Consider the following 22,242-nt stretch of genomic DNA (forward strand, 5'->3'; position numbering starts at 1 on the left):
CACTTGTGAGCTCCCGCCCGCTCGGCGGAAGCGGTGTACTTGGTTGTCCACGCATAAGAGGGGGATGCAGTGTGCTCAACGAGGCAGCTGGCGACGCCGATGTGTCACGGCGGTCGACTTGTCCACGCATAAGAGGGGGAATCGAGGCAGGGATGTGGACAACTTGCGGCCGGTCTAGTTGATCCACACATATGAGGGGGACCGCCGGGGTCGAAACCGCCGAGAGCGACGCGCATAAGAGGGGGACAGCTGCGCATAAGAGGGGGACGAGCATCAGAGTTATCGCAGTTCAGAGCCCATATTTAGCAGTCCCTAGTTGTTTCTCTCTTGTAGGGTTTCTTTTCTTGTAGTAGGGGCCTGCCAACTGTTGTTGTCCCGTCCGGACGAACCTTGCGAAGTCCGGACTTACCTTGCGAGGCCGCTGCGAGCGTCCGGACTTAGGTTGCGAACCTCGTTGATCATCGCTGTGGCGGGTAGTGGACACTTCGCCGGTGACGAGTGACGGGGTCTCGCCGCCTGTCGACGTGGTCGAGGTCGGCTTCGCGCTGGACGGCGAGGAACACCGGCTGCCGTTGACCGAGGTGTGGTCGGTTCCGTTCGAGACATGTTCTCCAGCCCGGAGCTTTCCCTCCTACCGTGGTCAGCGGCACTTTCCAGGTTTGTGGTGGTCGGCGACGACGGGCCGGCACGTCGGGTTCGAGTCGTGGCTGGAGCGCGACCGGTTGATGCTGCTCGACTTCGATCCGGACGTCGTAGGCATCTCGTCGCAGCCGTTCTGGCTGCTGTGGACCGCGGACAACGGCCGAACCCGTTCGCACGCCCCGGACTACTTCGCCCGGCTCGCGGACGGCCGCGGGCTCGTGGTCGACGTCCGTCCGCCGGACCGGATCAAGCCAAGCGACGCGGTCGCGTTCGACCTGACCAGGTGCTGTTGTGACGCGCTGGGCTGGGACTACACCGTGCTCGGCGCCGACGACGAGGTGCTCGTGGCGAACGTGCGCTGGTTGGCCGGCTACCGCCACCCCCGCCACCAGGTGCCCGAGCTGGCCGGGCAGCTGCGCACGGTGTTCGCGTCCGGGCTCGGGCTGCACGACGGAGCCGAGCGGGTCGGCGATCCGATCGCGGTGCTGCCGGTGCTGTTCCACCTGCTCTGGCAGCACGAGCTCCACGCCAGCCTGTCCCGACCGCTGCACCCGGACACCCTCGTGACCACGGTCGACGCCGGAGTCCGGGCATGACGCCGACCGGTGCTCGCGCCCGGCGACCAGGTCCACTTCGACGGCGGGCAGCACCAAGTCCTCGGCTTGAGCGGAACTCCGGTGCGCCTGCGCTCCACCGACGGCGCCGAGCAGGTCGTGCTCGCCGGCTACCTGATGAGCGCGCCGGACTTCGCGGTCCTGGGCGCCGCGGCGCTGCCCGCGGTCGAGCCGATCGGACTGCCCGCCGACGTCTTGGCGGCCGCGCGGGACTGGGAGCGCCACGTCGTCGAGGTCGAGACCGGCCTGCCTCCCAGCGCCGCCGAGGGCACGGTCCCGCGTCCCGGTTTCGACCCGGCCGCCCACACCCTCGCTGAACGCGACCGGGCCAAGGCCGCCGAGCTCGGCGTCGGCGTCCGCACGGTCCAGGGCCGCCGGGCCCGCTACGCCGCGCAGGCTCGACGCCATCATGCACGACTGGATCGCTGAATCGCTGCGGTGGACCGAGCGGTACACCCGCGCCGCGGCGTCGAGCTGGTCCCCACCGCCCAAGCCGCGCCGCTGCCAGCGCTGGACGAGGAGCCACGGCGGTGAACGATGTCGACCAGCTGTTGGCCGTCGCCGACCCGATCAGTGAGGAACAGGTGATCCGGCACGTCGCGCGACGTGCCGGATTGCTGTGGACCTGCGCCAACCCGAGCTGTGCACGGGACAACACCGGGCCCGCACGAGCGTGCGCGCACTGCTCATGGCCCGACCCGTTCCCTCCCGAAGCAGGCACAACCAATTCAGCAGTTCACGCCCCGTAACTCACGGGCTATCAACGCCACCCGCGCCGCTCGCGGCCGAGCACCCCACAAGGAGCAGCGGGGCGGCCGACTATCCCCAAAAGAGAAGGAGGATCCACCGTGTCCGCAAACGGCACGGGGGTGCTGGAGCCTGCCCAGATGCAGGCCCTGGCCATCCCTACCCGCAAGCCCACCGGCCGACCGTCATGGCCGCTCATTTTGATCGAAGGAGGTGAGAAGACTGGAAAAACCTGGGCCGCAGCTGAACTGACGTCCTCTCGCCGTTTCACAGCGAAGTACTGGATCGACATCGGTGAGGGATCGGCAGATGAATACGCGGCGATTCCCGGCGCCGACTACGAGATCGTGCTGCACGACGGGACATTCGACTCGCTCTACCAACGGGTCGAGCAGATCCACACATTCGCCCGGCATGTGCACGAGGCAGGAGACAAGCCCGTACTGCTGGTCATCGACCAGATGACGGCTGAGTGGGACGTGCTCAAGCAGGAAGCGCACAGCCGCGCAGTGCAGTCTCCAACCGCCCAACGCAAGCTCGCTCGCGACCCGGGCGCCGAGATCAGCATCCCCATGAACCTCTGGAACGACGCGACAGAGCGCCACTACCGGCTCATGCGGCTGCTGCAGACCTTCCGAGGCATAGTCGTGATGATTGCGCGCGGCAAGGAGATCGCTGGCCTCGACGACAACGGCCGCCCCACAGGCGAGCGGACGTACCGAGTCGAGGGACACAAGAACCTCGCCTTCGACGCCTCATGCTGGATTCGTTTGTCCCGGCAGCACCCGCCGATGGTGATCGGAGCGCGCAGCGTGCACCACGGCCTGCGCCCCGGCGTTGATGAACCACGGAAACTGCCCGGTATGAACCTCGAACACGTTGCGTTCGAGGTGCTGCTCGGCGGCACCGTCGCGAACCAGGTGCGTGACATCGGCCAGGAACCGGCTTGGGAGAACGAACTCAAGGCAGCTCAGGGCAACTTCGACGAGCTCAGCAAGCTGTGGGCCAAGGCGTCCAACTACAGCGACGATGATCTGCCCCGCGGATTCCGCCAACGGCTCAAGGCCGCAGGTACGCGCGCCAAGCACGCCCAAACCCGGCAGGCACCCGAGGCCCAGAGCACCGAGATCGCCCAGGACGAGTCCGAGGTCGACCCCGACAGCGACGACGAGCTGTGCCCCGGCTCCGGAATCGACGCAGGCAGGTGGGGCTACACCACTGTCGCCAAGGACGACGGGAGCGAGCTCGTCCTGTGCCAGAACTGCGACCAGCTTCGCAGGCTGCGCGCTGGCAAAGTCGAAGACCACGGCGCGAACGCCCCCCGCATCCCGGGAACCGAGGCCGTGCGGACTGCCCTGCGTCACGCGAGCCAGATGGCTCCCACCGCGTCGTGAGAACGATCTGGGCCGGGCGGAATACCCGCCTGGCCCTTCTATTTCGCGATGAGGAGAAGCACAGTGCGATGGGATGGAGACCTGGACACGATGCTGCGGATCGTGGCCCGGCCGACCCAAGACGAGGTTCCGGCTGTACTGCGCCGCGAAGCGCACGGCATCGGCCCGGCACGGGCTGCCGCGCAAGGCTTGGTGCGGGCCGCACGCAGGCAGGGCAACACGCGCGGCGTGACCGTCAACGGCGGAAGGACCGGTGTGTACCTGCTGTGGGCGCTGGCCCAGCGGTGCGCATCGCCGAGGGACGATCGAGCCCACACCGGCGCCGGAGACCCTCGTCGACGGGCTCCGCGCAGCCCGCGCCCACGCGCTATCCGACGCGCTGTTCGTGCACACCTGCTTCTCCGACCACCAGAGCGACACCGTGCGGGCAGCAGCGGCGCAGGCAGTGCTGGAAGCGCGCGAGCGGCTGGAGATCGACGGGGAGTTCTCCAGGATCACGCAGCGGATCATCGCGCTGATCGCAGCGCACGATCGGTGGGCCGCCCGGTAACGGGCCGCTGACCACCGCAAGAAAGCAGTCCACACAGCAGCGACCAGGGCCGGGCGGTTGCCGCCCGGCCCTTGTCATGCGAATCCCGGATGAAGCGAGGAGGAAACGATGCGGATCGATCTGCACTGGTTGCAGCGAGAACGCAGCAGGGCGCCCAGCGACGGCGTTTCGTCACCGAGTGCCTGACCGGAAAGCATCGGACCACGGCGAGAACGCCGCAGCTTCGGCCTGACCACAGCTCAGTCGATGCCTGAGCCCGACGAGAAAGAACCCCGCTGCGGACCTCCTGATGCAGCTCGCAGCCACCTCGTTCACAGAAGAACACCTGGTGTACAGCGATGAGAAGCACCCGGCACGACGCCGTTGAAGGTCAAGCAGTGCGTGATCTGGGGCTGACACAACGCTTTTCGCTGACGCTGCCCACATATCTGCTGGTCATCTCCGTAACAAGCACAAATTCGACCGATGAAGGGAGGGAGTAGATGAGCGCGTTCACCCCGACCGAAGAACAGCAGGTGGTGATCGACATCCTGCTCAACAGCCAGCGGCTCAAGGTTGTGGCTGGGGCAGGAGCAGGCAAGACGGAAACCCTCAAACAGTGCGCCACGCGCCTGGCTAGCAAGAAGGTGCTCTACACGGCGTTCAACCGGGACATCGTCAAGGCCGGAAGCGGCAAGTTCCCGAAGAACACGAACTGCTTCACCAGCCACAAGCTCGCCTACGACGCAGTGGCGAAACCGTACGTGAACAGGCTGAATGAGTCCGGACGGATGCCGTGGCGGGTGAAGGCGGAGGTTCTCGGCATCACCGAGGGCGTGAAGATCACCCGCAGCCAGTTTCTCGGTGCGGGAACGCTGGCGGGTCTGGTCTCCGAAGGCGTGGAGAACTTCTGCCGCGGTTCCGAAGCCGAGATCGACTGGCACCACCTGCCGAAGATCGACGGCCTACACAAGTCGCAGAACTACCAACTGCGGACGATGCTGCTTCCCTACGCCAAGCGGTACTGGGAAGACCTGCGCCGTACCGACGCGCAAGGCGGCGGCCGCATGCCGTTCACCCCGAACCACTTCCGTAAGATCTGGCAGCTCGGCGAACCGATCCTGCCCTATGACGTGGTTTTGCTTGATGAAGCCCAGGACACCGCTGAGGTGTTCATGGACGTAGTCCGCCGCCAGAGTGCGCAGACCGTACTCATCGGCGACACTGCCCAGTCGGTCAACGAGTGGGCGGGCGCGACGAACGCGATCGAGCACTTCAACGCACCCGAGCTCCGGCTCACCCGGTCGTTTCGGTTCGGCGTCGAAGTCGCAGAAGAAGGCAACAAGTGGCTATCTCTGCTTCGAACGGACATGCGGATCACCGGCACCGGCCACTCGCGCGTCGGGGACGTGCCCAACCCGACCGCCGTGCTCACCCGCACCAACGGTGAAGCAGTGCGGCAGCTCATGCTCGCCCAAGACGCCGGCCTGCGCGTCGGCCTGGCCGGCGGGAAGGCACGCACCGAGATCACGCAGCTGTGCAGGGCAGCCGACGACCTGAAACGGGGCAAAGGCACATGGGTCAAAGCCCTCATGGCCTTCACCTACTGGGACGAGCTGCAGCAGTACGCCGAGGACGAAGCTCGGGACCTGCTGCCATTCGTACGAATGGTGGACACCTGTGGCACCGACACGATCCGGTCAGCGCTCAAGAACCTGGTCACCGTCGACAGAGCGGACCGGGTGATCTCGACCGCGCACGTGTCCAAGGGCTTGGAGTTCAGGCGGGTGAAGATCGGCGAGGACTTCACCGAGCCAGTGGACGAGCACGGCTCCCCTATCGATCCCACCACACAGGACATCAAACTCGCCTACGTCGCGGTGACCCGAGCCATGCAGGAACTAGAGCTCGGCGGCCTGGCATGGATCAACGACCGCCTGCCTGGCCGAGCCCGGGGAAACCCCGTGCTGCCCACCAGCGATTCTGCTGGTCGCTGACCTGATCGCCGCCGGAGTCGCGACGTTCGTGATCAAGGGCCTTGCCGAGCGGTCCGATCGGCCAGACGGGCGCCTTCGTCAAGTGAGCGCTCGTTCCTGTGTCAATACAACAACCAGCGGCACGCTAGGGACCCGGTAAGAACCGCATGATCAATGGCTGGTTACCCCGCCTACTGAAATCGGGCTCTGGACAAATGATCAAGAAGCACGGGATCAGCGCCGATCATCGGATAGCATCACCGCAGATCCGCAGGGATCCGGACAGGAAAACGCCCCCTCGGCTGCAACCGAGAGGGCGTTCGGACGGCAAAGTCGCGTCCGGCTCCTTGCGCCACACACCGCACGAGAACCAGGCCAGGCTCGTTCGTGTGGCGCATACGACGCGCAGGGCTCACCCCCGGCGCGCCTTCGGGCAGTGTAGCGGGAACCGCTCGCCGGGCCGCAACACATCGCCGACCTCGCGCTGCACGTCACGTGCTTGGGGGAAGGCCCCAACCAGTGACCACCGATCGCCTTCGCACCGCAGCGGACATCCCAGACGACGCCGAGATCGGCCTGCCGGACCCGGAGAAGGGCTACAAGTTCGCCCAGGTCCGAGACTGGATCTCGATACTGTCGAAACTGGACCATACCCCGTTCCGGGTGTACACGATCATGCTCGCCGTCGCCACGAAGCAATCGCAGTACAAGCGGCGGCTGACCAAAGACGCGCTCCGCTGGCTGATGCCCGGCGTCAGCGGCAAACCGATGGCCATGAGGACGTTCAACGGCGCGCTCAACGAGCTCATCGCCCAGGGCCTGGTGAAGCTGAAGGACAAGCGCACCGAGGAGGTGCGCACGGTCGACGGGCAATTCCACAAGGAGGAGTCGTTCCGGTTCGAACTGCAGCTGTGGCCGTCCGACCCCGACGGCTTCAAGGGCTACCGCAACGTGATGGACAAGCTCGACGACTACCCCGGCCCTGGCTGGGACGACGCCATAACCGAAGCCAACAAAGCGGCCCGCCGAAGCCGTGGGCAGAATTCTGCCGACGGTCCCGACGGTCCCGACCAGGGGATTGTGGACAACTCCCGTGAGCAGAATTCTGCTCACGGGCAAAACGGACACGCCGAGGACGCGATGCAGAATTCTGCCGACCCGATGCAGAATTCTGCCGCCACCGAGTCCCCTACCAGCCAAAACCAGACCCACCCATACAGCTCTTCCCAGACAACTCCTCTAGGTACCTACTCCCCTCCCCTTACGAAAGACGACGCGAGCGCGGACGCGGGCGAGCCGAGCCCTGCGGATAGCACTGCTCGCCAGGGCAAGGGGGAAGAACCCCAAGGGGTTGATGAGCTGGCTCCATTGGCACGGCGAGTCCTGAACGACTGCGCTACCGGGCTGCCGCAAGACCTCATCGACGCGATGACCGACGACGAAAAGTCCAAGCTCGTGCGCCTGGTCATCGCTGCCTGGCAACACGACATTGGCACCGCGACAATCAAACACGCACTCAAGACCCGCAACGACACTGTGAGGCGGCTCGCGATGGTGTGGGAGCACCGGTTGACGAAGCTGATCGATGCGCACGTGGAGCGCACCAGCAACCGGATCTTCCTGCCCCCCTGCTCCAGCTGCCGCGCTGCAGAAGGAGACCCGCCGAGCGTGCGATTCGTCCTTGCTGACCGGCTGGACGCGACCAAGGGCGAGATCCCATGCCCGGCCTGCCACCCGAACGGGCAGGCCGAGAACGTCACACGCATCCAGCGGGCATCATGATCGCTCATGCTCACGAAGGCCCCGAAACGGCACCTGATTCCGCTCTGGGCGGCCTCGTCGCCCCAAAGCTGGCTTGCCCCGGCCGCGAATAGGCCGGGAACGCGAGAGGCAATCTCAAGCCGATTCGGGATCACCAGCCAAGACCGGAACCGCTGAACGCGCTTGCTCCAACCACCGCAGGTCCAAGACCGAACAGACCAGGCCCCCTTTCGAGCGGGACCGGCCCGTCCGTTCCGCGGTTCTTGGGTTGTCCGGACATGTGGGCAACTCGACCGGACAGCGAGCCGTTCCAGCCAGCCTAGCCGCGGGCCATGCCACGAAGTGCATCTCTGGATGACCGGACATTGCCGCGGCCACGGACACCCGTCCGGACAATCGGCTGCTATCCGGAACACACCGTCCGGACCTCAACGACTGGTGCCGGGGAGAGCGGGCAGCGCCGGTCCGCCCAGACGCGCGGTCCGGTCAAGTCCAGGACAGATCCGGACACCGGACAGGACCCCCGTACAGAGGCCACTGTGTACTCAACTAATCGAGCTACCTGCACGTATTTGCGGTACGTGCGCCTCGCCTACACAGGGCGATCCGAGGTGGACCAGCCTCTGGCCACTCGTAGCAGCGGGATACCTTTATGTCCGGTCAACGATGTGGCCCACCGCGTCGGGTGACCGGACAGCCGCGTCCGGCACGAAATGCGTTGCGGCACACCTGACCGCGGCCAGATGACGGTCAACCTGTCCGGGCTGTCCGGATGGTCGGTCACAGGAACGGACGATTCGACACCTGTCCGGTCAGGTGGATCTGTCCGGACACGTCTGATCAGGCCGAGACAGCTTGAACTTCCTCGCTCGGCTGGAGCTGGAATGGTGCTCTCGGTCAGGTCTTCTCGGCGTGTGTCAACCCCGGCGTCGCTCACTATTCCTTCGACTTCCTCCCGCTTTCGAGGCACGCGTGGCGCATCGATGCTGTTAACACCACGTGTTAACGTTCTCCCGCCTGCGGTCTTGTCTAGCTGCCAAGCTTGCTGGCTTGAGTGACACGTCTGCGTGTCACTGTGTCACGCACGTGTGTCACGCCTGCTCAGAGCACCAAAGGAAGGAGGAGGGATGATCGATAGCAAAGTCTCAGCCGTAGTCGATACGGAGCTAATCAAGGCCATCGAGGAGATCTTCGTGCATCGCCAACGTCGCGCCGCCCGCAAGGTGTGGACGTTGGTGAACAACAAAGGTGGCGTAGGTAAGACCTTCGACACCCTCGCGCTCGCCTATGCCCTTGCCGTGTACTTCGGACTGAACGTCCTTGTCGTGGACATGGACCCGCAAGGAAACAGCACCAGGCGAGCGGGCTACGGACTCTACGAGATCGAGAACCGAGCCACGCTGACCGAAGCCCTCAAGATGAACCAGGAAGGCATCGCGAGTCAGATCGTGCTGCCATGCCTCTGGGAAGACATCCACAACGGCGGGATCGACATCCTGCCTTCCCGTCTCGACCTAGAGGCCAGGGTCAGCGAAGCGGCGATCGCCGATGCCGTCAGCAAGATCACCGAAGCAGTCACAGATCATGACCCTGACCTGCTCAGGCGCCTGGACCCCATCTTCCAGAAGGTCATCGGCAGCCTCACACACCCGCGCGAGCGCCTTCGCAACATCCTCGGGAATGACTTCCTCGACGAGTACGACATCGTGCTCATCGACTGCCAACCCAGCCTCGGACACCTCACCCAAATGTCGTATGTGGCCTCCGATGGTGTGCTGCTGGCGACGAAACCCGACTATGACTCAGTCAACGGCGCCGCCCGCACCAGATCCGTCTTGCACGAGATCCGCAGCGCCCTCGGCGTGCCGACCTTGGACGTCCACGGCGTCCTGGTCACTGACCTCCAGATCATCAACAGAACGATCACTAAGGAACGGCAGCACGGCAGCACCCGGCCAGCTGAGATCAGCCTCAGCCAGCTGAAGCGCACCTTCGGCGACCTGGTCTGGGAACCGTTCTGCGAGCGGAAGTCCAGCCTGGCCGACAACACAAACATCGGGTTGAGCCCAGTGGACGGCCTCAACCCGCAGGACCGTCGATACATGAACGAACTGCTCATCAACTGGGGCGCCAAGCTACTGGAGGTCTCCTGTGCCGCCGCGTAAACAACGGACGTATCCCGACATCGAGCTCAAGCCGGAACGCGAGAGCATCGTCGGCGCAACCTCCACCACGACCGAACCCCCAGCTACAGCCGAAAAGCCGAAAGAAGACGCACCAAGCTCGGCCCCCACCAAGGAGACCAGCCACAACGGTAACGGCCGGAGCGTCTCGGACCCCTCAGCAGCTTCCAAGCCAGCGCCAGTACAGGAGCCCGCCGCCGCGAGGAGAGAGTCGACCGCTGCGCCGGAAGCAGACTCCGGCGCAGGATCGCTGGCCGGGGAGAAGGCGCCCCATGAACCGGCCGCCGATCCCTCGACGGCCGACGGCACCGGCAGCTCGATCGCTGTCCGCCAGGACCGTCAGATCGACATCAACGAGGACACGCAGTCCTCCTCGTATCAGCAACGGCCCAACAACGCCGCGAACGCGGGGTTCGCCGGCCTCCGCTTCGACTCGGTGCCGCAGAACGCAGGGCCGCTGATCGCGCCACCGACAAAAAAAGAAACCAAGTCCACGGCCATCACGATCCGGTGCACCGAAGCAGTCCGAGAGGACTTTCGTGCCAACGTGAACGCCCTCGCAGCGGTGCACCGCATCCCTGTCGAAGAAGTGAACGTCTTTGTTCTCATGGAGATCATGGAGATCTTCCAACGAGTCAACAACCGGATCATCGCGTGGAAAAACGGCGATGACCAGCCGTGACACGCGCATGTGTCACGCACGCGTGACACAGTGACACAGTTGATGGGAGTTGGATGAACGGGACTAGCGTCGGGGCTGACGACCCCGCGAGGTGGGGCATTGTAGTCAAGCAGCCTCGTGAGTCTGATTCGACGTCCATGGGTGCCCGTGTTCCGTCCGCGGTCGCTGAGAACTGGAAAAAGGTCGTCGAGCGCATCGCAGAGCAGTACAACATCGGCAAAGGTCAAGCCGCTGCTATTGGCCTCGTCGTTGCCAGTCAACACCTCGACGAGTGGGGCGCGATGGCCGCAAAACTCGGGCTCGTCGAAGAAGTCTCCTGACTAGCACGGATGAAATTCTAAGGTGCCGGTGTTCCTCGCGCACTCCGCGAGGAACACCGGCACTGACAATCTTTACTGGCGAGAGTTAGGGACGCGCTGTCGACGCACTTCGGCCCCGCCGACCGTGCGGCTCTCACCGCCTCGTGCGTCGACTTCCTCAACTCGGCGAACTCTCACCGTAGGCGGTGCGGCCGCTCCAGATGGGGCACGCCGGCCTCGGGTGCCGCAAGATGTTTAAGATACTCTGTTATTTCAGTGTTGACAGAAATTAAACTCCGACGAGCTAGAGCCAGGTCCAAGAACGACCTGGCCTGCATGCCAGCTCATGATTCCGGGGCCCGTATTACGCGCGGGCTTTGCGGGTGCGTCGGTGACGTCGCTTCGGTCCCGCCGCCCGCGCTGCTTTCACCGCGTCGTGCGTGGACTTGCCTAGCCCGGCGAAGTCGCACCGTAGGTGGTGTGCTCGCTGTAGTACCCGGTGGACGTTGTAGGGCTGTGGTTGGTCGGCTAGCGCGGCGACCGGTTCCGCGGTCGACAGCTCAAGTACGGCGAGGTTGAGCAGGGTCATCGAGCCTGGGGTCAGTCCGTCCTCGGCGTGTTCGTCGTGGTCGTCGGCGGCGTCGATGACCAGTTCGTCGAGCATCGCCCGGTCGTCGCCTTCCAGGCCCCACCGCGTCGCCTCGCGTTCCAAGTCGCTGATCAGCGTGTGCAGCGTGTCGCGGTGTTGCTCGATCCAGGCGGTCTCGATGTGTTCGTACCAGGTCTTCCTGCGGGCCTCGCGTGCGAGTTTCTCGTCCGGCCGGTCGAACCGGAGCAGTGCTTCCCGCCGGTCGATGAGGTTGAGGACGCCGCGTTTGCCGATGCCCAGTGGCTCGCCGAGCTGGCTGAGGAACATCCCTGCGGCGCGGCCGGCTTTCAGCCAGCGCAGTTCCTCGCGCCGCTCGTCCCACCACAGCCACACCCTGAGATGCAGCGCTGTCGTGATGTCGGCGTGCCGGTAGCCGAGCGTGCGTGCCGGGTGCCGACGGAGGTATTCGAGCACGTCACGCACGGTGCGCGAGTCGATCAGGTTGTCCACGGCGGGCAGCTCATCGAGGTGTGGATCGTCGACTTTGACCCGTCGTTTGGTGACCATCTCCAAACATGAAATGACTTCGTCTTTGGTGATTTTCGGGGGGGTGGCCATGCCGTGAGTATTTCACGGACACCTACGGCCTGTGTTCGGAATGGCACACAATTAATGTTATGTGCCATGATGGGATCATGGCCGACCTCGAACCCGCTCCCTGGACACAGTCCACCGCCGCTGACCTGTCGGTCACGCCGGTCGACGAGGCGATCCGCGCCCAGCTCATCATCGACATCGGCCACGACCGCCTGGAGAACCTTCACCGCAACGTCGACCGGGCCACGTTCAACGAGGTGCTGCACTGGCTGTCCAGCCACAAGCGCGGCTCGCTGGAGACCAAGCGCGGCTACACCGAGGACATCACCCGCATCGCCCGCTGGTACACCATGACCACCCGCCAGTACCCGGCATCCCTGCTCACTGGGCTGGATTTCGACACCATGACGAAATGGTCGCTGTACGCCAAGAGCCAGGGATGGGCCGTCCGCACCCAACGCCGCTACCTCTCGGCGCTGTCCTCGCTGTTCAAGTTCGCACGCCGCGTGCACCGGCTGCCCGTGGTCAACCCGGTCTCAATGGAGGCACACGCCCCGCCGGTCGGCACGTCCACCAACGGCCGACCACCCGGTGCGGTCCGCGTGCTGGACGTCGACCAGGTGGCCGCGATCCAAGCCGCGTGCCAGACCGATGAAGAACACCTCGTGTTCGAGCTGCTGTACGTCCACGGCCTCCGCGAGTCCGAGATCTGCGCTCTGGACGTGGACAACATCGACCGCTCCCGCATCCCGCCGATCGTCAAGTTCCAGCGCAAGGGCAGCCGGTGGGTCGAACGGCAGCTCACCGAGCCAGGCGTCCGCCGCCTCGACGCCTACCTCGACGGCCGGGACACCGGCCCCCTGCTCATCGACCCCGACACCGGTCAGCGACGGCACCGACACCAGATCATCCCGATCACCCGCCGGCTCGCCCGCCACGCCGAGGTGTCCAACCCGGCCAAGGTCACCCCACACGTGCTTCGCGGTAGCGCCATCACCGCTTTGCTCGACCAGGGCAAGCCCCTCCAAGAGGTTCAGGAGTGGGCCGACCATCGGCACGCCACCACCACCCGCGGCTACTGGGAACGACGCAACAACCTGCGCCGCGACGCCGCACTGTCCGCCGCGCTCCTCGCAGAACTGGCCGAAACGAACGCGGGAATTACCCGACCCCAGGAGGATCAGGAATGACAATCCATGAGCAAGCGGCGGAAGCGCTTCTGGAGACGATTCTCAACGATCCGGAGATGGCGGCAGTGCTGCACGACACCGAACGTCGGTTCCGAGCCGGCGAGATCGACGAGGACGACATCGCGTCCATCGGGCAAACACACATCGCTGTTCACCGGTGGCCGACGAGCCAGATCGCGGCCTGGCTTGACGTGCACAGCAAGATCGGCAGCGGTGAATACGCCGAAAGCGTTGTCAGAATCGGCAAGACCCCGGCCCCTGACCGAAACCGGCAGGCAAACGGGGAAGCCCTCGCGTCAATACCCGATGGCGCCGAAGCGACGTTGTTCACGAGCAAGGTCACTGATGATCGCGGTGACGGCGACCTCTCGTGGAAACGGCCGATCAAGTTCCTGAAGTCCACCGGTACAGCGTTCTACGAGCCTGGCGAAGAACGCCCTACTGCACTGCGACTCGTCCACACCATCGAGCCGCACACCGTGCCACTGGAAGTCGGGTACACCTGGCCGAGCAACACATCCTGGCACCTTTCGAGCCGCTGCCGGGTCAGGTCACCGCGCCGATTGACGTGTACCTGTGGCGCAGCGCTGAATACGTGGGCGAGCCTACAGATACCGAAGAAGCTGGCCGGGTCGAGTGGGTTCCCTTGTCTCGCGTCTTGGAACTGACCCATCGTAAGGAGCTTCTCGGCTCTGGGGTTTTGGTCCCATTGCTGTATTACTTGGCATCACACGGCACGACTTCCGATTGAGTCGACCACAGGGGCCATGTCAAGTTAGTTCAGAGAAGCGGGGGTGGACCGGTCGTTCCTCTACCGCAAGCAGCACAAGGACCTGCTCGCCCAGATCCACGCGGCCGAAGCCGAGCCGCCCGCCAGGCCGGGCGCCGGACCGGCGGTGAGCCGCACCTCGCTGAAGACGGACCTGGCCAACTGCCAAGAACGCTGCGCCCGCCTGGCCACCCAGGTCCAGCAGTTGAAGAAGCGGCTGTCCCGCTCGCTGGGCGAGCAGGTCTGGCGCGAGTCGGGCCTGGGTGGACCCGACGACATCGAAGAGGACAAAGCAGCCCTCACGCTGCAACTGAAGGAACGCGACGACGACCTCGACGCGGCCCGAGCGGCCAACCGCGAGCTGCTGGCCCAGCTCAACCGGCACCCCGACCAGCCCGCCGGTTCAAGACCGACATGACGGCTGTCCGCAGGCGGCGTTGACTGGAGGGGTGGGTTACGGCGCAAGCTCCGTAAAGCGTCCTCGACGCACAAAAGCGCAGGTCGAGGCGTTGCGGTTGGCGCTGTACGCACTGGTGGAAGCTGCGCGTCCGTGCTCGGTGCGTCACGTGTACTACCTCGGGGTCGGGCGGCTGTGGGACAAGGACCGCAGCGCCTCCCGCCGGAACTACTCGCTGGTCGTCCGCGAGCTCGGCGTCATGCGCGAGACGGGGCAACTGCCGTGGGAGTGGATCACCGACGGTACGCGGCTGGTGCGCCAGGAAATCGCCTACGACTCGATCGAGGACGTGCTGGAACGCACGGCTGAGGCATACCGGCGCAACCTCTGGGCGTCGCAGGCCCGGCGAGTCGAGGTGTGGTGCGAGAGCGACTCGGTCGCCGGTGTGCTCGACCCCGTGACCTCAAGCTGGGGTGTGGGATTGTTCAGCTGCCGCGGCCAGTCCAGCAAGACGTTCGTGCACGAAGCGGTCCAGGAATACGCCCGGCAGGGCAAGCCCGTGAGCGTGCTTTTCGCCGGTGACTACGACCCGACCGGACGCGTGGTACCCCGGTCGGTCAAAGACCGCATCACCCGCTACAGCAACGGTAGCGGGCTCGACCTGGACTTTCGGCAGGTCGCTGTGACCGCCGACGATGTTCGCTCCGGCGAATTCATCGCCCACGCCGCCAATGTCCGCGACGTCAACTACCCCCGCTACCGGCAGGAGTGCCTACGCGAAGGCATCGACCCGCACATCGCGGTCGAGGTCGAAGCCCTCAGTCCCGGCCTGCTACGCGGCAGGCTCGGCGACGCCATCGCGGAGTTGGTCGACGATGTCCGGCAGTGGAACATCCAGACCCGCATCGAAGAATCTGAGCGGGAGCTGCTGCACACACTGCAAGGCCACATGGGCGAGATCATGCAGCGCACCCCAGACGAGCGCGACGGAAACGGCGATGGCGAGTAACCCGCCGGGGTCGCGTGCCTTACCGCTACGGTCGCCACCATCTGCCAGCAGCCGAGCACAGAGAGGCACCAACGATGTACCAGATCACCATGTCCGATGCCGTGGCCCGGGAGCTGGGACAGGAGCAGGCCGACCTGGTGCGTTCCGGGGAGCTGGTCAACCCGGAATACGAGTGCATGGTGTGCCGCCAGCTCGGCGACCTGCGCACCGAGCAGTCCGCGGCCGTGCTGCTCGTCAGCGACGAAGCCAACATGCTGTCCTGGGTCCACGCCCGGTGCGGAGACTCCGAAGTCGTGCCCCTGAGCGAACTCGAAGCACGGTTCGGGCAGGAATCCGATCATGCGCCAGGACAAACCCGCTCGAACGTTCCCGACGAGACCTACACGACCGTCGTGCAGCTGGCCGGCCGCATCTACCCGGCGCTGGTAATCCGCCCAGGCGACACCATTTGCGCGGTGATCCCGGGAACGCCAACTGTCACGGACTCCGCCGTCTACGCCATGCGGGAGCTGGGGTTCGGCGACGTGGATCTGTCAGGCGGCGAGTTCCCCGTGCAGCTGCCGGAATGGGCTGTGCGAGTAGACAAGGGACGGCTGGACCGCATCACCAAGCCGGGCGGCACCTGGTGGGCCTCCGGCGAGAAACCCGCGCTAGACGCCCAGTGGCGGCAGGCCGCGCGCGAGCAACGCCAGGCACTGGTGATGGTCGTCGGCGTGACGCTGCCGGAAGGCGATCTTGCGTCGTTGCGAGCTGGGATGGCGGCCGCGGCCGACGAGGGCCGGTTGGTGGGCGCGCTGATCAGCGTACGCGGCACCATGAGCTGATCACCGCCGACGCTTGCCGAGACGGTCGCCCGTGTCCTGATGCGGGAGCAGTACAACGGGGCACTGGTGTGGGAGGAGGAATCCGTCGAGCTGCGCCAGTACCTTTTGAGCCACGCTCGCGCCGTCCTTGCCGCACTAGCAAAGGACGCAGTCGCGGAGCGCAACGCCGAGATCCGCGACGAAAGCATCGTGCCGTTGGCCAACCAGTGGGGATGGGGCGACACGGAAGTACGAGACAGGGTCGCGCTCGCGCTCGAAGCTGTGCATCAATCCCGTTGGCAAGGGCTGACCCTGCTGCACGCGCGCGGCCTGGCCTGATTGTCATGGACGGGGCGCAGTTATCCCCCTCAATGCCTCGTCTTTCGTCGGTCGGAACCGACAAGGGCGAGGCATTTCTGTTGACCAGCCCGGCTTGAACAGGAGCGCTGATGACCACCACTCCGCCACCGCCCGACATCTCGGAAGTCGTAACCACGAGGAACGTGTTGTTCGTCGTGCCGTGCGGCCGGAACAAGCTCGACCGCCCGGCACCTGCTCGCGAGCTGTACGCCAGTCCGCACTTCCGGTTCGCACTGCGGCAGGTCGAGACCCAGGCCGCCGACGTGCCAGGCAGCCAGGTGCGCATCCTCTCCGCACTGCACGGCCTGGTCGAACCCGACACCGAGCTGGAGCCCTACGACGTGTCGATGATCTGCGAGAACAGCATCAGCGCTACGGCGTTGGCGGTGCAGCTCCGCGATCTTTGCCCGGCCACCCTGACAATCGAGGTCGCCGCGTTCCTTCCGGCCGTCTACCTCGCCGCGCTCCGGGCCGCCGCGCGCGTGGCTGCGCAGGAGGGCCTGGCTGCCGTCACCGTGCACGACGCCTACATCAGCGCCCCGGGCATCGGCTATCAACGCCGCGTCCTCGCCCGGCTCACCGCCGGCGTTGCCGCCCGATCGAGGTGAAAACCGGGATCAGCGAAATCGAGCTGGCCGTGGTGATCTCCCAGAGCAACCCGGCGCTGAGCTGTGGGTCAGGACTTCGGTCGGGCCCCCGTCATCCTGGCTCACGAATGCCACCCGGCATGATCAGTCACCCCGGAAACGCCAGAAAAGGAATCAGTCCCGATTCCGGGGCTCCCCTGATGAATGGAGCATCACACGATGACGACGATGGTGGTCCGGCTCGGACCCGCAGCGACCTACCTGATCGGCGCTCAGGCCCACGCCGCTGGGCTGGAACCAGTCGAGTGGATAGAACAGCTGGCGGTGCGGTTCCAGGAGCAGGAGGATGGTCTGCTACTCGCCAACGATGACGTCGCCGGATGGGAGTCCGCTCCGGTCGAGGCCATCGACGAGCGCCAGGAACACGACCAGGCGGCCGAACTCGGCGAAATGATCCCGGCAAGCGCCGGCGCCTCGACGGGCGGCGCTCCGCAGTGGCTGTCCGAACTCGTCGCCTGGCTCCGCAGCGAGGGCTACGGCGAGGACGACATGGTGCGCGTCGGCAAGTGCGCCGAGGCACTCGGCATGGTCGACGAATCGGCTGGCAACCGGCGCGAAGCCGCGATGCGGATGTCGCGCCAGGCGCGCGACGAGCCGGTGCTGATCAAGGCGAGCCGGACCAACAATGGATCGGTCTATCGAGCCGGTGACCTGTTCGACCGGCACCACGAACTCGAACACGGCGAGTAAGCAACCGGCTGGCGCTCCATTCTGGCCGCATTCGGTTCCCACCCCTCGCATGCGTTTCTGCCACGCGGTCCGGTGCTCAGTGATCACCAACGGTGCGGGCACACGCCGCTCGCGCTGCCTTCTTCTGTTAGCTCATGACGGAGAGCAGTCCCATGTAGAGGCCCTTGGCGGTGGCGAGGTAGCAGTCTAGGGCGGCTTGGGTGTTTTTCGGGGCGGGCTGGGTACCGCAGGTAAGCATGACCATGCGCAGGCCGAGGGCGGCTGAGGCCCACTCGGGGGTGATCGGCCGTACGAGTTCGCCACCGGTTCCGTAGAGGACCCGTACTGTGGACTGACCTTCGAGAGCCACGTGCGCGATAGCGGGGTCGACCTGTGCCGGGGCACCGGCGATGGGCTGTAGACCGAGTGCGTCGGCGAGCAACGGCATCAGTTCGGTGATCGCACCAGTAGCGGGTGCGAGGAGCAGGTGCGCGACGTCCTGGCCTGTGACTGGATGTTCGCCGATCCACCCGGAGAGGAGGATCTCGCGGGGGTCAATGTCGTTGCGGCTGTTCACTAGTTACTCACTGTTCTACTCGTTGGTCACCGTCCTCTCTGGACGGATCGCGATGATGTTGGCCGGCCCGCGGCCCTATGTGGCGATGTGTTCGTATCCGACTGGTGCGAATATGCGCGGCGAGGGTAGCGAAATGGTCGGCGAATGGGTGTTGTGAGGCGCTGACAAGCGACTCAGTCCAGTCGGAGCCGTCGCCTTGGCCACCGCGCGACTAACGCCAGACGTGCGAGGATGACGCGGCCGGTCCGGCAGCGGTGGACGCCTCGACAGCTCTGGTCTGTCCGGACCGGCTTTTCTCCGATAATTTGCAATTGCAAATTATCGGGGTGATGCGCGAAACTGATCACGTCGAGGTAAATCCCTGCAAGGGGTCCACCGCACCCGAAAGCGAGACCGCGATGAGCAAGAGCGACACGAACGAGCCGAAGCCGAAAGCCAAGCCGATCGGCGAGACGATCTCTACCGACCGGGCTTGGCAAATCGGCCGCCGGATCTATGTGCACTGCGCCTACGAAAGCAAGCTGGGCGCCCAGCTTCGTGAGATCGGCGCGAACTGGGACCGAGAGCAGCGCCGACTCTGGGTCGGTAGCGGCAAGCGGGACAAGGTAATCCCGCTCGTGCAGGCCGCCGACGCCCGCGTGCAAGCCGTCGAAGACATCAAGAAGCAAGGCCGGTGGGTGCGCGTTCCCTACGAGGCCACCGAGATCCGCGCCGAGGTGAAAAAACTTGACGGGGTTTTCGACGGCGATCGGAAGGCGTGGGCGATGCCGGACGAGGCATCGTTCACCGCTATCAAGGACCTGCTGACCCAGCGTCAGGAACGCATCGACGCCGAGCAACGGGCCGCTGAGGAAAAGCGACAGAAGCAGCGCCAGGCCGAACGGGAAGCCGAGCGCGCCCACGCTGAGGCGCAGCGCGCGGACCGGCGGGAGCGGTTGCTGGCCGAATCCAGTCGCATCCCGACCGGGGAGAGCGCCGAGCACCGGGTGATCTCTACCCGTGTGATGAACAAAGCGATCGCGTGGAGCGAAGCCCTGCCGCTGGGGAAGCTCGTCGAGCTCGACGACGGCCGTCGTGGCATCGTTGTCGACCGCAAGGTCTGGTTCACTGGCTCCGAGTTCGCCTCGTCGGTGTGTTGGCACGCTGAGACCCACGACGAAGCGCACTGGGACTTCGCCTACACCCTCGCCCTCGTCGAACCGACCGAGCAGGAGAACGCCGATGACGCCGAGCGGGCCACCACGCTCGCCGACGCAGCGGCGCTGCATCAGCTCGTCGATGAAGTCGCCCGCAGCGACCAAGGACAGCTCAGCGGCGAATTCAGCACGATCCCCGACCAGCAGCGTGCCGGGGAGATCCGCTGCACCTACGGCACCGTGGGCCGCCACAACGGCGGGCGGCTGATCCTCACCACCGCTGGGGACCTGGTCTATCAGCACCCCGGCTACTACGACGACTACCAGCGCACCCAACGCACGCTCAACGGCGGCGATCTCGTCGACCGTGCGCGGGCCCTGATCGAGCGCGGCCCACGCACGCGCGTGCACATCGACCAGATGTACTACGACTACGAGGTGATCGTGACCACCCCTGGCGCCGAACCTGAAACCAGCCGCGACACCGCGGCCACCGATGATTCTGTCGGGCCGGCCGACACAAGCGGCGCCGATCAGGTGCCCGAAGCCGCATCGGCCGCCGGACGGGCAGCGCTGGAGTTGGTCGCGAACGCGCTGGGCGCGGAGAAGGGCCTGGTCGCTCGCCTGGCCACGGCCGTCGACCATAACAAGGACACGATCGAGGAATTCTCCGACGAGGACCGGTTCCTCAGTGCCCGGCGCGGCGTCGAGGTCACGCTCGTTCGCCACGACTTCATGCTGCCCGATGGCCAGGTGATTACCCTGTGGGCGGTCGACGACGCCGAGTGGGAGGTCTACGAGGACGCCGACGCGGACAGCACGACCACCGTGTATCTCGACGAAGACGAGGGGCGCGCCCGGTGGCGGGGTCAGGTCGCCGAGCACCAGGACAACCCGCCCCGCGCTCATCACCCCGAATTCGATGAAGACGACGAGTTCAGCGAGGATGACGACTGTCCAGGGCTCGACGTGCCGCACTGCGATCAGTGCGGCACCACCACAGCCGCCGGTGGCTGGATGGCCGCCTCGCTCGGGCGGGCGTGCGACATCGACTGCTACGACGCGATGGCCGACGCCCCCGGCGACCACGCCATCCAGCACCATCGCCGGTAGACAGCAAGTCGGCAACCATGGTGAGGATGGCGACGATCCCGCCGTCCTCACCACACCCTCGGACAAGCAAAGGCCCCACGTTGGAAGTGTCCGTGGCCCGAACGGAACTGGCGCGATGGCACGAGGTCAGCCGCTCCACAGTCACCCGCGCACTGCAGACCGCCGACCAACGCGCCCGCGTCGACCCGCACACTCCGCCCCCGCCGGACATCCGATATGGACAGTGCACACGCGACGCGCGATCACCTGGGCTACGTGGGAACTCCTCATCGCGATCCCCGCAACCCGCGACAACGGTCTGCGCCTCGGCGAACTCGTGCGCGCCCGACTGCTCACCAACAACGGCGACCTCCGCGCCGCGATCTTGCCGGTAACGGTCGACGACATCGACGATCCAGATGCAGCTGGGCACTGTGGAAGTCACCATCCGTGCCGGAAAGCTCCGGCAGGTCGAGTGCGTGCGAGGCAAGGACTTCCAGGCCGACCGGCGCAGTGACGATACGATACGGCGACCTCACCGAGTCGGCCACGCCTCGGACGCGGTCCGCGTCGAAGGACCCGTACGAGGCCTGCGGAGAGCGGGCCGACGTCATCGACTGCCTGGACTCTTTGTGCTGCCGTCGGTGCGCGGACATGCCCGCCCTGCATGCGGTCATTTGCCTGCACCTGCGAGGCTCCTCGCGGGCGAAGCCGCAGTCCAACTGTGCTCCCGACCTGATTGGAGATCACCATGACCATCCGGTACCTCACCTTCGTCTTCATGACCAGGACGCAGGGATCAGACTTCGATATCCCAGTTCTGGCGATCCACACCGATACAGAACAGGAGGTCGCACACCTACCGTTCGTAGAGCAGCTGCTGCATCACGCTGAACCTTCCGAAATCACTCCGATCGCCCGGGGATACTCCGAGATCGCAAACCACCGAGATAATTCTGAGCCGCGTGACCACCGCCTGGCCCCCGTTGCGGTATCCGATGAGTGGCTTCGGGTGATGCGAAAGGAGTACGACCAACAGGCGAAGATCGTCATGATCCTGGAGCCGATAACCAGCACGGAAGCCATGTCCAGCGAAATACCCGCAACGGGCGCCCCGGCCGGTGTCCACCTGCCGGACTGGCTGGGGGCTCTGTTTACCGGGCAGCTGCACATGGCCACCCAGGACGTTCCGGTTGTCGACGACCTCCTCATGACCATCGCAGCCTTTCCCCACGTGTACCGCAGCGTCGACGAGTGGGCCAGCACCATCATCTGAGGCCCCTCTTCGCCCGCCCCACGTCGCTATAGAAGGCCAGCCAGTCCGCGCCTGATCTGGCGGGTTCTCGGTAGAAGTGGCGGTGGAGGCCCCCGGTCTCGGCTCGTCAGCGCGCGGTGTTTGGGGGCCTGGTGCTGGACCTGCGCGCGGTAGGTGGCGGGTTCTCAGTGAACGTGGTGGTGACGGGAGGATGGGCACTCAAAGGTGGAACCGGCAGGTTACTGGGCGACGCGCCCTGGCAGCTCGGAGGCTTTCCTTGATCAGTTACGACGAACGAGCGTGGCGCGAGCACAGCGTCGAGGCA

The 22,242-nt window shown here is 65.4% G+C and carries 21 protein-coding genes and 1 pseudogene; 20 read left to right on the forward strand and 2 right to left on the reverse strand.

The annotated features are described in order from the left end of the window. Window positions 1–491 precede the first annotated feature (491 nt). The 9 genes from MOQ72_RS26985 (at window position 492) to MOQ72_RS27025 (ending at window position 10,848) form a co-directional block, all read left to right on the forward strand. The gene (locus tag MOQ72_RS26985; RefSeq protein ID WP_242188476.1) at window positions 492–1,238 is read left to right on the forward strand and encodes a TnsA-like heteromeric transposase endonuclease subunit; all 747 of its coding nucleotides are present in this window, start codon (window positions 492–494) and stop codon (window positions 1,236–1,238) included. 9 nt (window positions 1,239–1,247) lie between these two features. After that, window positions 1,248–1,685, forward strand: coding sequence for a hypothetical protein (locus MOQ72_RS26990; RefSeq protein WP_242188477.1), 438 nt, complete (start codon window positions 1,248–1,250; stop codon window positions 1,683–1,685). A 419-nt stretch (window positions 1,686–2,104) separates the two neighbouring features. Beyond that, the gene (locus tag MOQ72_RS26995; protein WP_242188478.1) at window positions 2,105–3,397 is read left to right on the forward strand and encodes a hypothetical protein; all 1,293 of its coding nucleotides are present in this window, start codon (window positions 2,105–2,107) and stop codon (window positions 3,395–3,397) included. A gap of 253 nt (window positions 3,398–3,650) precedes the next feature. Further along, complete coding sequence (locus tag MOQ72_RS27000; protein ID WP_242188479.1) at window positions 3,651–3,947, forward strand: hypothetical protein; 297 nt, start codon at window positions 3,651–3,653, stop codon at window positions 3,945–3,947. 482 nt (window positions 3,948–4,429) lie between these two features. Further along, window positions 4,430–5,923 (forward strand): UvrD-helicase domain-containing protein, encoded by a 1,494-nt coding sequence (locus tag MOQ72_RS27005; RefSeq protein ID WP_242188480.1) that lies wholly within the window; start codon window positions 4,430–4,432, stop codon window positions 5,921–5,923. A 498-nt stretch (window positions 5,924–6,421) separates the two neighbouring features. Beyond that, window positions 6,422–7,684: a hypothetical protein gene (locus MOQ72_RS27010; protein WP_242188481.1), complete on the forward strand. Its 1,263-nt coding sequence runs from the start codon at window positions 6,422–6,424 to the stop codon at window positions 7,682–7,684. 1,106 nt (window positions 7,685–8,790) lie between these two features. Beyond that, on the forward strand, window positions 8,791–9,828 hold the full coding sequence (locus MOQ72_RS27015; RefSeq protein WP_242188482.1) for a ParA family protein: 1,038 nt from the start codon (window positions 8,791–8,793) through the stop codon (window positions 9,826–9,828). After that, window positions 9,815–10,528 carry a hypothetical protein gene (locus MOQ72_RS27020; RefSeq protein WP_242188483.1) on the forward strand — a complete coding sequence of 238 codons (714 nt, stop codon included), beginning with the start codon at window positions 9,815–9,817 and terminating at the stop codon, window positions 10,526–10,528. The genes MOQ72_RS27015 and MOQ72_RS27020 overlap by 14 nt, the downstream gene beginning before the upstream one ends. A 137-nt stretch (window positions 10,529–10,665) precedes the next feature. After that, window positions 10,666–10,848 (forward strand): hypothetical protein, encoded by a 183-nt coding sequence (locus MOQ72_RS27025; protein WP_242188484.1) that lies wholly within the window; start codon window positions 10,666–10,668, stop codon window positions 10,846–10,848. A 343-nt stretch (window positions 10,849–11,191) separates the two neighbouring features. Here MOQ72_RS27025 and MOQ72_RS27030 read toward each other — a convergent pair whose 3' ends face one another. After that, complete coding sequence (locus MOQ72_RS27030; RefSeq protein WP_242188485.1) at window positions 11,192–11,983, reverse strand: hypothetical protein; 792 nt, start codon at window positions 11,981–11,983, stop codon at window positions 11,192–11,194. A 128-nt stretch (window positions 11,984–12,111) separates the two neighbouring features. Between MOQ72_RS27030 and MOQ72_RS27035 the strand changes: the two genes are divergently transcribed. From MOQ72_RS27035 to MOQ72_RS27070, 8 genes and pseudogenes are all read left to right on the forward strand, one after another. After that, a complete protein-coding gene (locus MOQ72_RS27035; RefSeq protein WP_242188486.1) occupies window positions 12,112–13,203 on the forward strand; it encodes a tyrosine-type recombinase/integrase in 1,092 nt (363 codons plus the stop codon). 520 nt (window positions 13,204–13,723) lie between these two features. After that, window positions 13,724–13,954: pseudogene (locus MOQ72_RS27040) on the forward strand (NUDIX hydrolase); the annotation flags it as partial. A 43-nt stretch (window positions 13,955–13,997) separates the two neighbouring features. Continuing rightward, window positions 13,998–14,390, forward strand: a complete 393-nt coding sequence (locus MOQ72_RS27045; protein ID WP_242188487.1) for a hypothetical protein — start codon at window positions 13,998–14,000, stop codon at window positions 14,388–14,390. A gap of 97 nt (window positions 14,391–14,487) precedes the next feature. Beyond that, window positions 14,488–15,378, forward strand: a complete 891-nt coding sequence (locus MOQ72_RS27050) for a hypothetical protein (protein WP_242188488.1) — start codon at window positions 14,488–14,490, stop codon at window positions 15,376–15,378. An 89-nt stretch (window positions 15,379–15,467) separates the two neighbouring features. Then, complete coding sequence (locus tag MOQ72_RS27055) at window positions 15,468–16,202, forward strand: DUF8842 C-terminal domain-containing protein (RefSeq protein WP_242188489.1); 735 nt, start codon at window positions 15,468–15,470, stop codon at window positions 16,200–16,202. 39 nt (window positions 16,203–16,241) lie between these two features. Next, entirely contained in the window at window positions 16,242–16,520 is a 279-nt protein-coding gene (locus MOQ72_RS27060) for a hypothetical protein (protein ID WP_242188490.1), read from the forward strand. Between the two features lie 110 nt (window positions 16,521–16,630). After that, entirely contained in the window at window positions 16,631–17,149 is a 519-nt protein-coding gene (locus tag MOQ72_RS27065) for a DUF6884 domain-containing protein (protein WP_242188491.1), read from the forward strand. 198 nt (window positions 17,150–17,347) lie between these two features. Further along, window positions 17,348–17,878 carry a hypothetical protein gene (locus MOQ72_RS27070; protein ID WP_242188492.1) on the forward strand — a complete coding sequence of 177 codons (531 nt, stop codon included), beginning with the start codon at window positions 17,348–17,350 and terminating at the stop codon, window positions 17,876–17,878. Between the two features lie 127 nt (window positions 17,879–18,005). Here the strand turns inward: MOQ72_RS27070 and MOQ72_RS27075 are convergent, their stop codons facing one another. Then, the gene (locus MOQ72_RS27075) at window positions 18,006–18,434 is read right to left on the reverse strand and encodes a hypothetical protein (RefSeq protein WP_242188493.1); all 429 of its coding nucleotides are present in this window, start codon (window positions 18,432–18,434) and stop codon (window positions 18,006–18,008) included. Window positions 18,435–18,763: 329 nt separating this feature from the next. On the opposite strand from MOQ72_RS27075, the gene MOQ72_RS27080 reads away from it, so the two are divergent. The 3 genes from MOQ72_RS27080 (at window position 18,764) to MOQ72_RS27090 (ending at window position 21,938) form a co-directional block, all read left to right on the forward strand. Continuing rightward, window positions 18,764–20,683, forward strand: coding sequence for a hypothetical protein (locus tag MOQ72_RS27080; protein WP_242188494.1), 1,920 nt, complete (start codon window positions 18,764–18,766; stop codon window positions 20,681–20,683). A 223-nt stretch (window positions 20,684–20,906) separates the two neighbouring features. Beyond that, window positions 20,907–21,179: a hypothetical protein gene (locus MOQ72_RS27085; protein ID WP_242188495.1), complete on the forward strand. Its 273-nt coding sequence runs from the start codon at window positions 20,907–20,909 to the stop codon at window positions 21,177–21,179. 234 nt (window positions 21,180–21,413) lie between these two features. After that, entirely contained in the window at window positions 21,414–21,938 is a 525-nt protein-coding gene (locus tag MOQ72_RS27090; RefSeq protein ID WP_242188496.1) for a hypothetical protein, read from the forward strand. Window positions 21,939–22,242 lie beyond the last annotated feature (304 nt).

The organism is Saccharopolyspora soli, assembly GCF_022678645.1.
Classification (GTDB): Bacteria; Actinomycetota; Actinomycetes; order Mycobacteriales; family Pseudonocardiaceae; genus Saccharopolyspora; species Saccharopolyspora soli.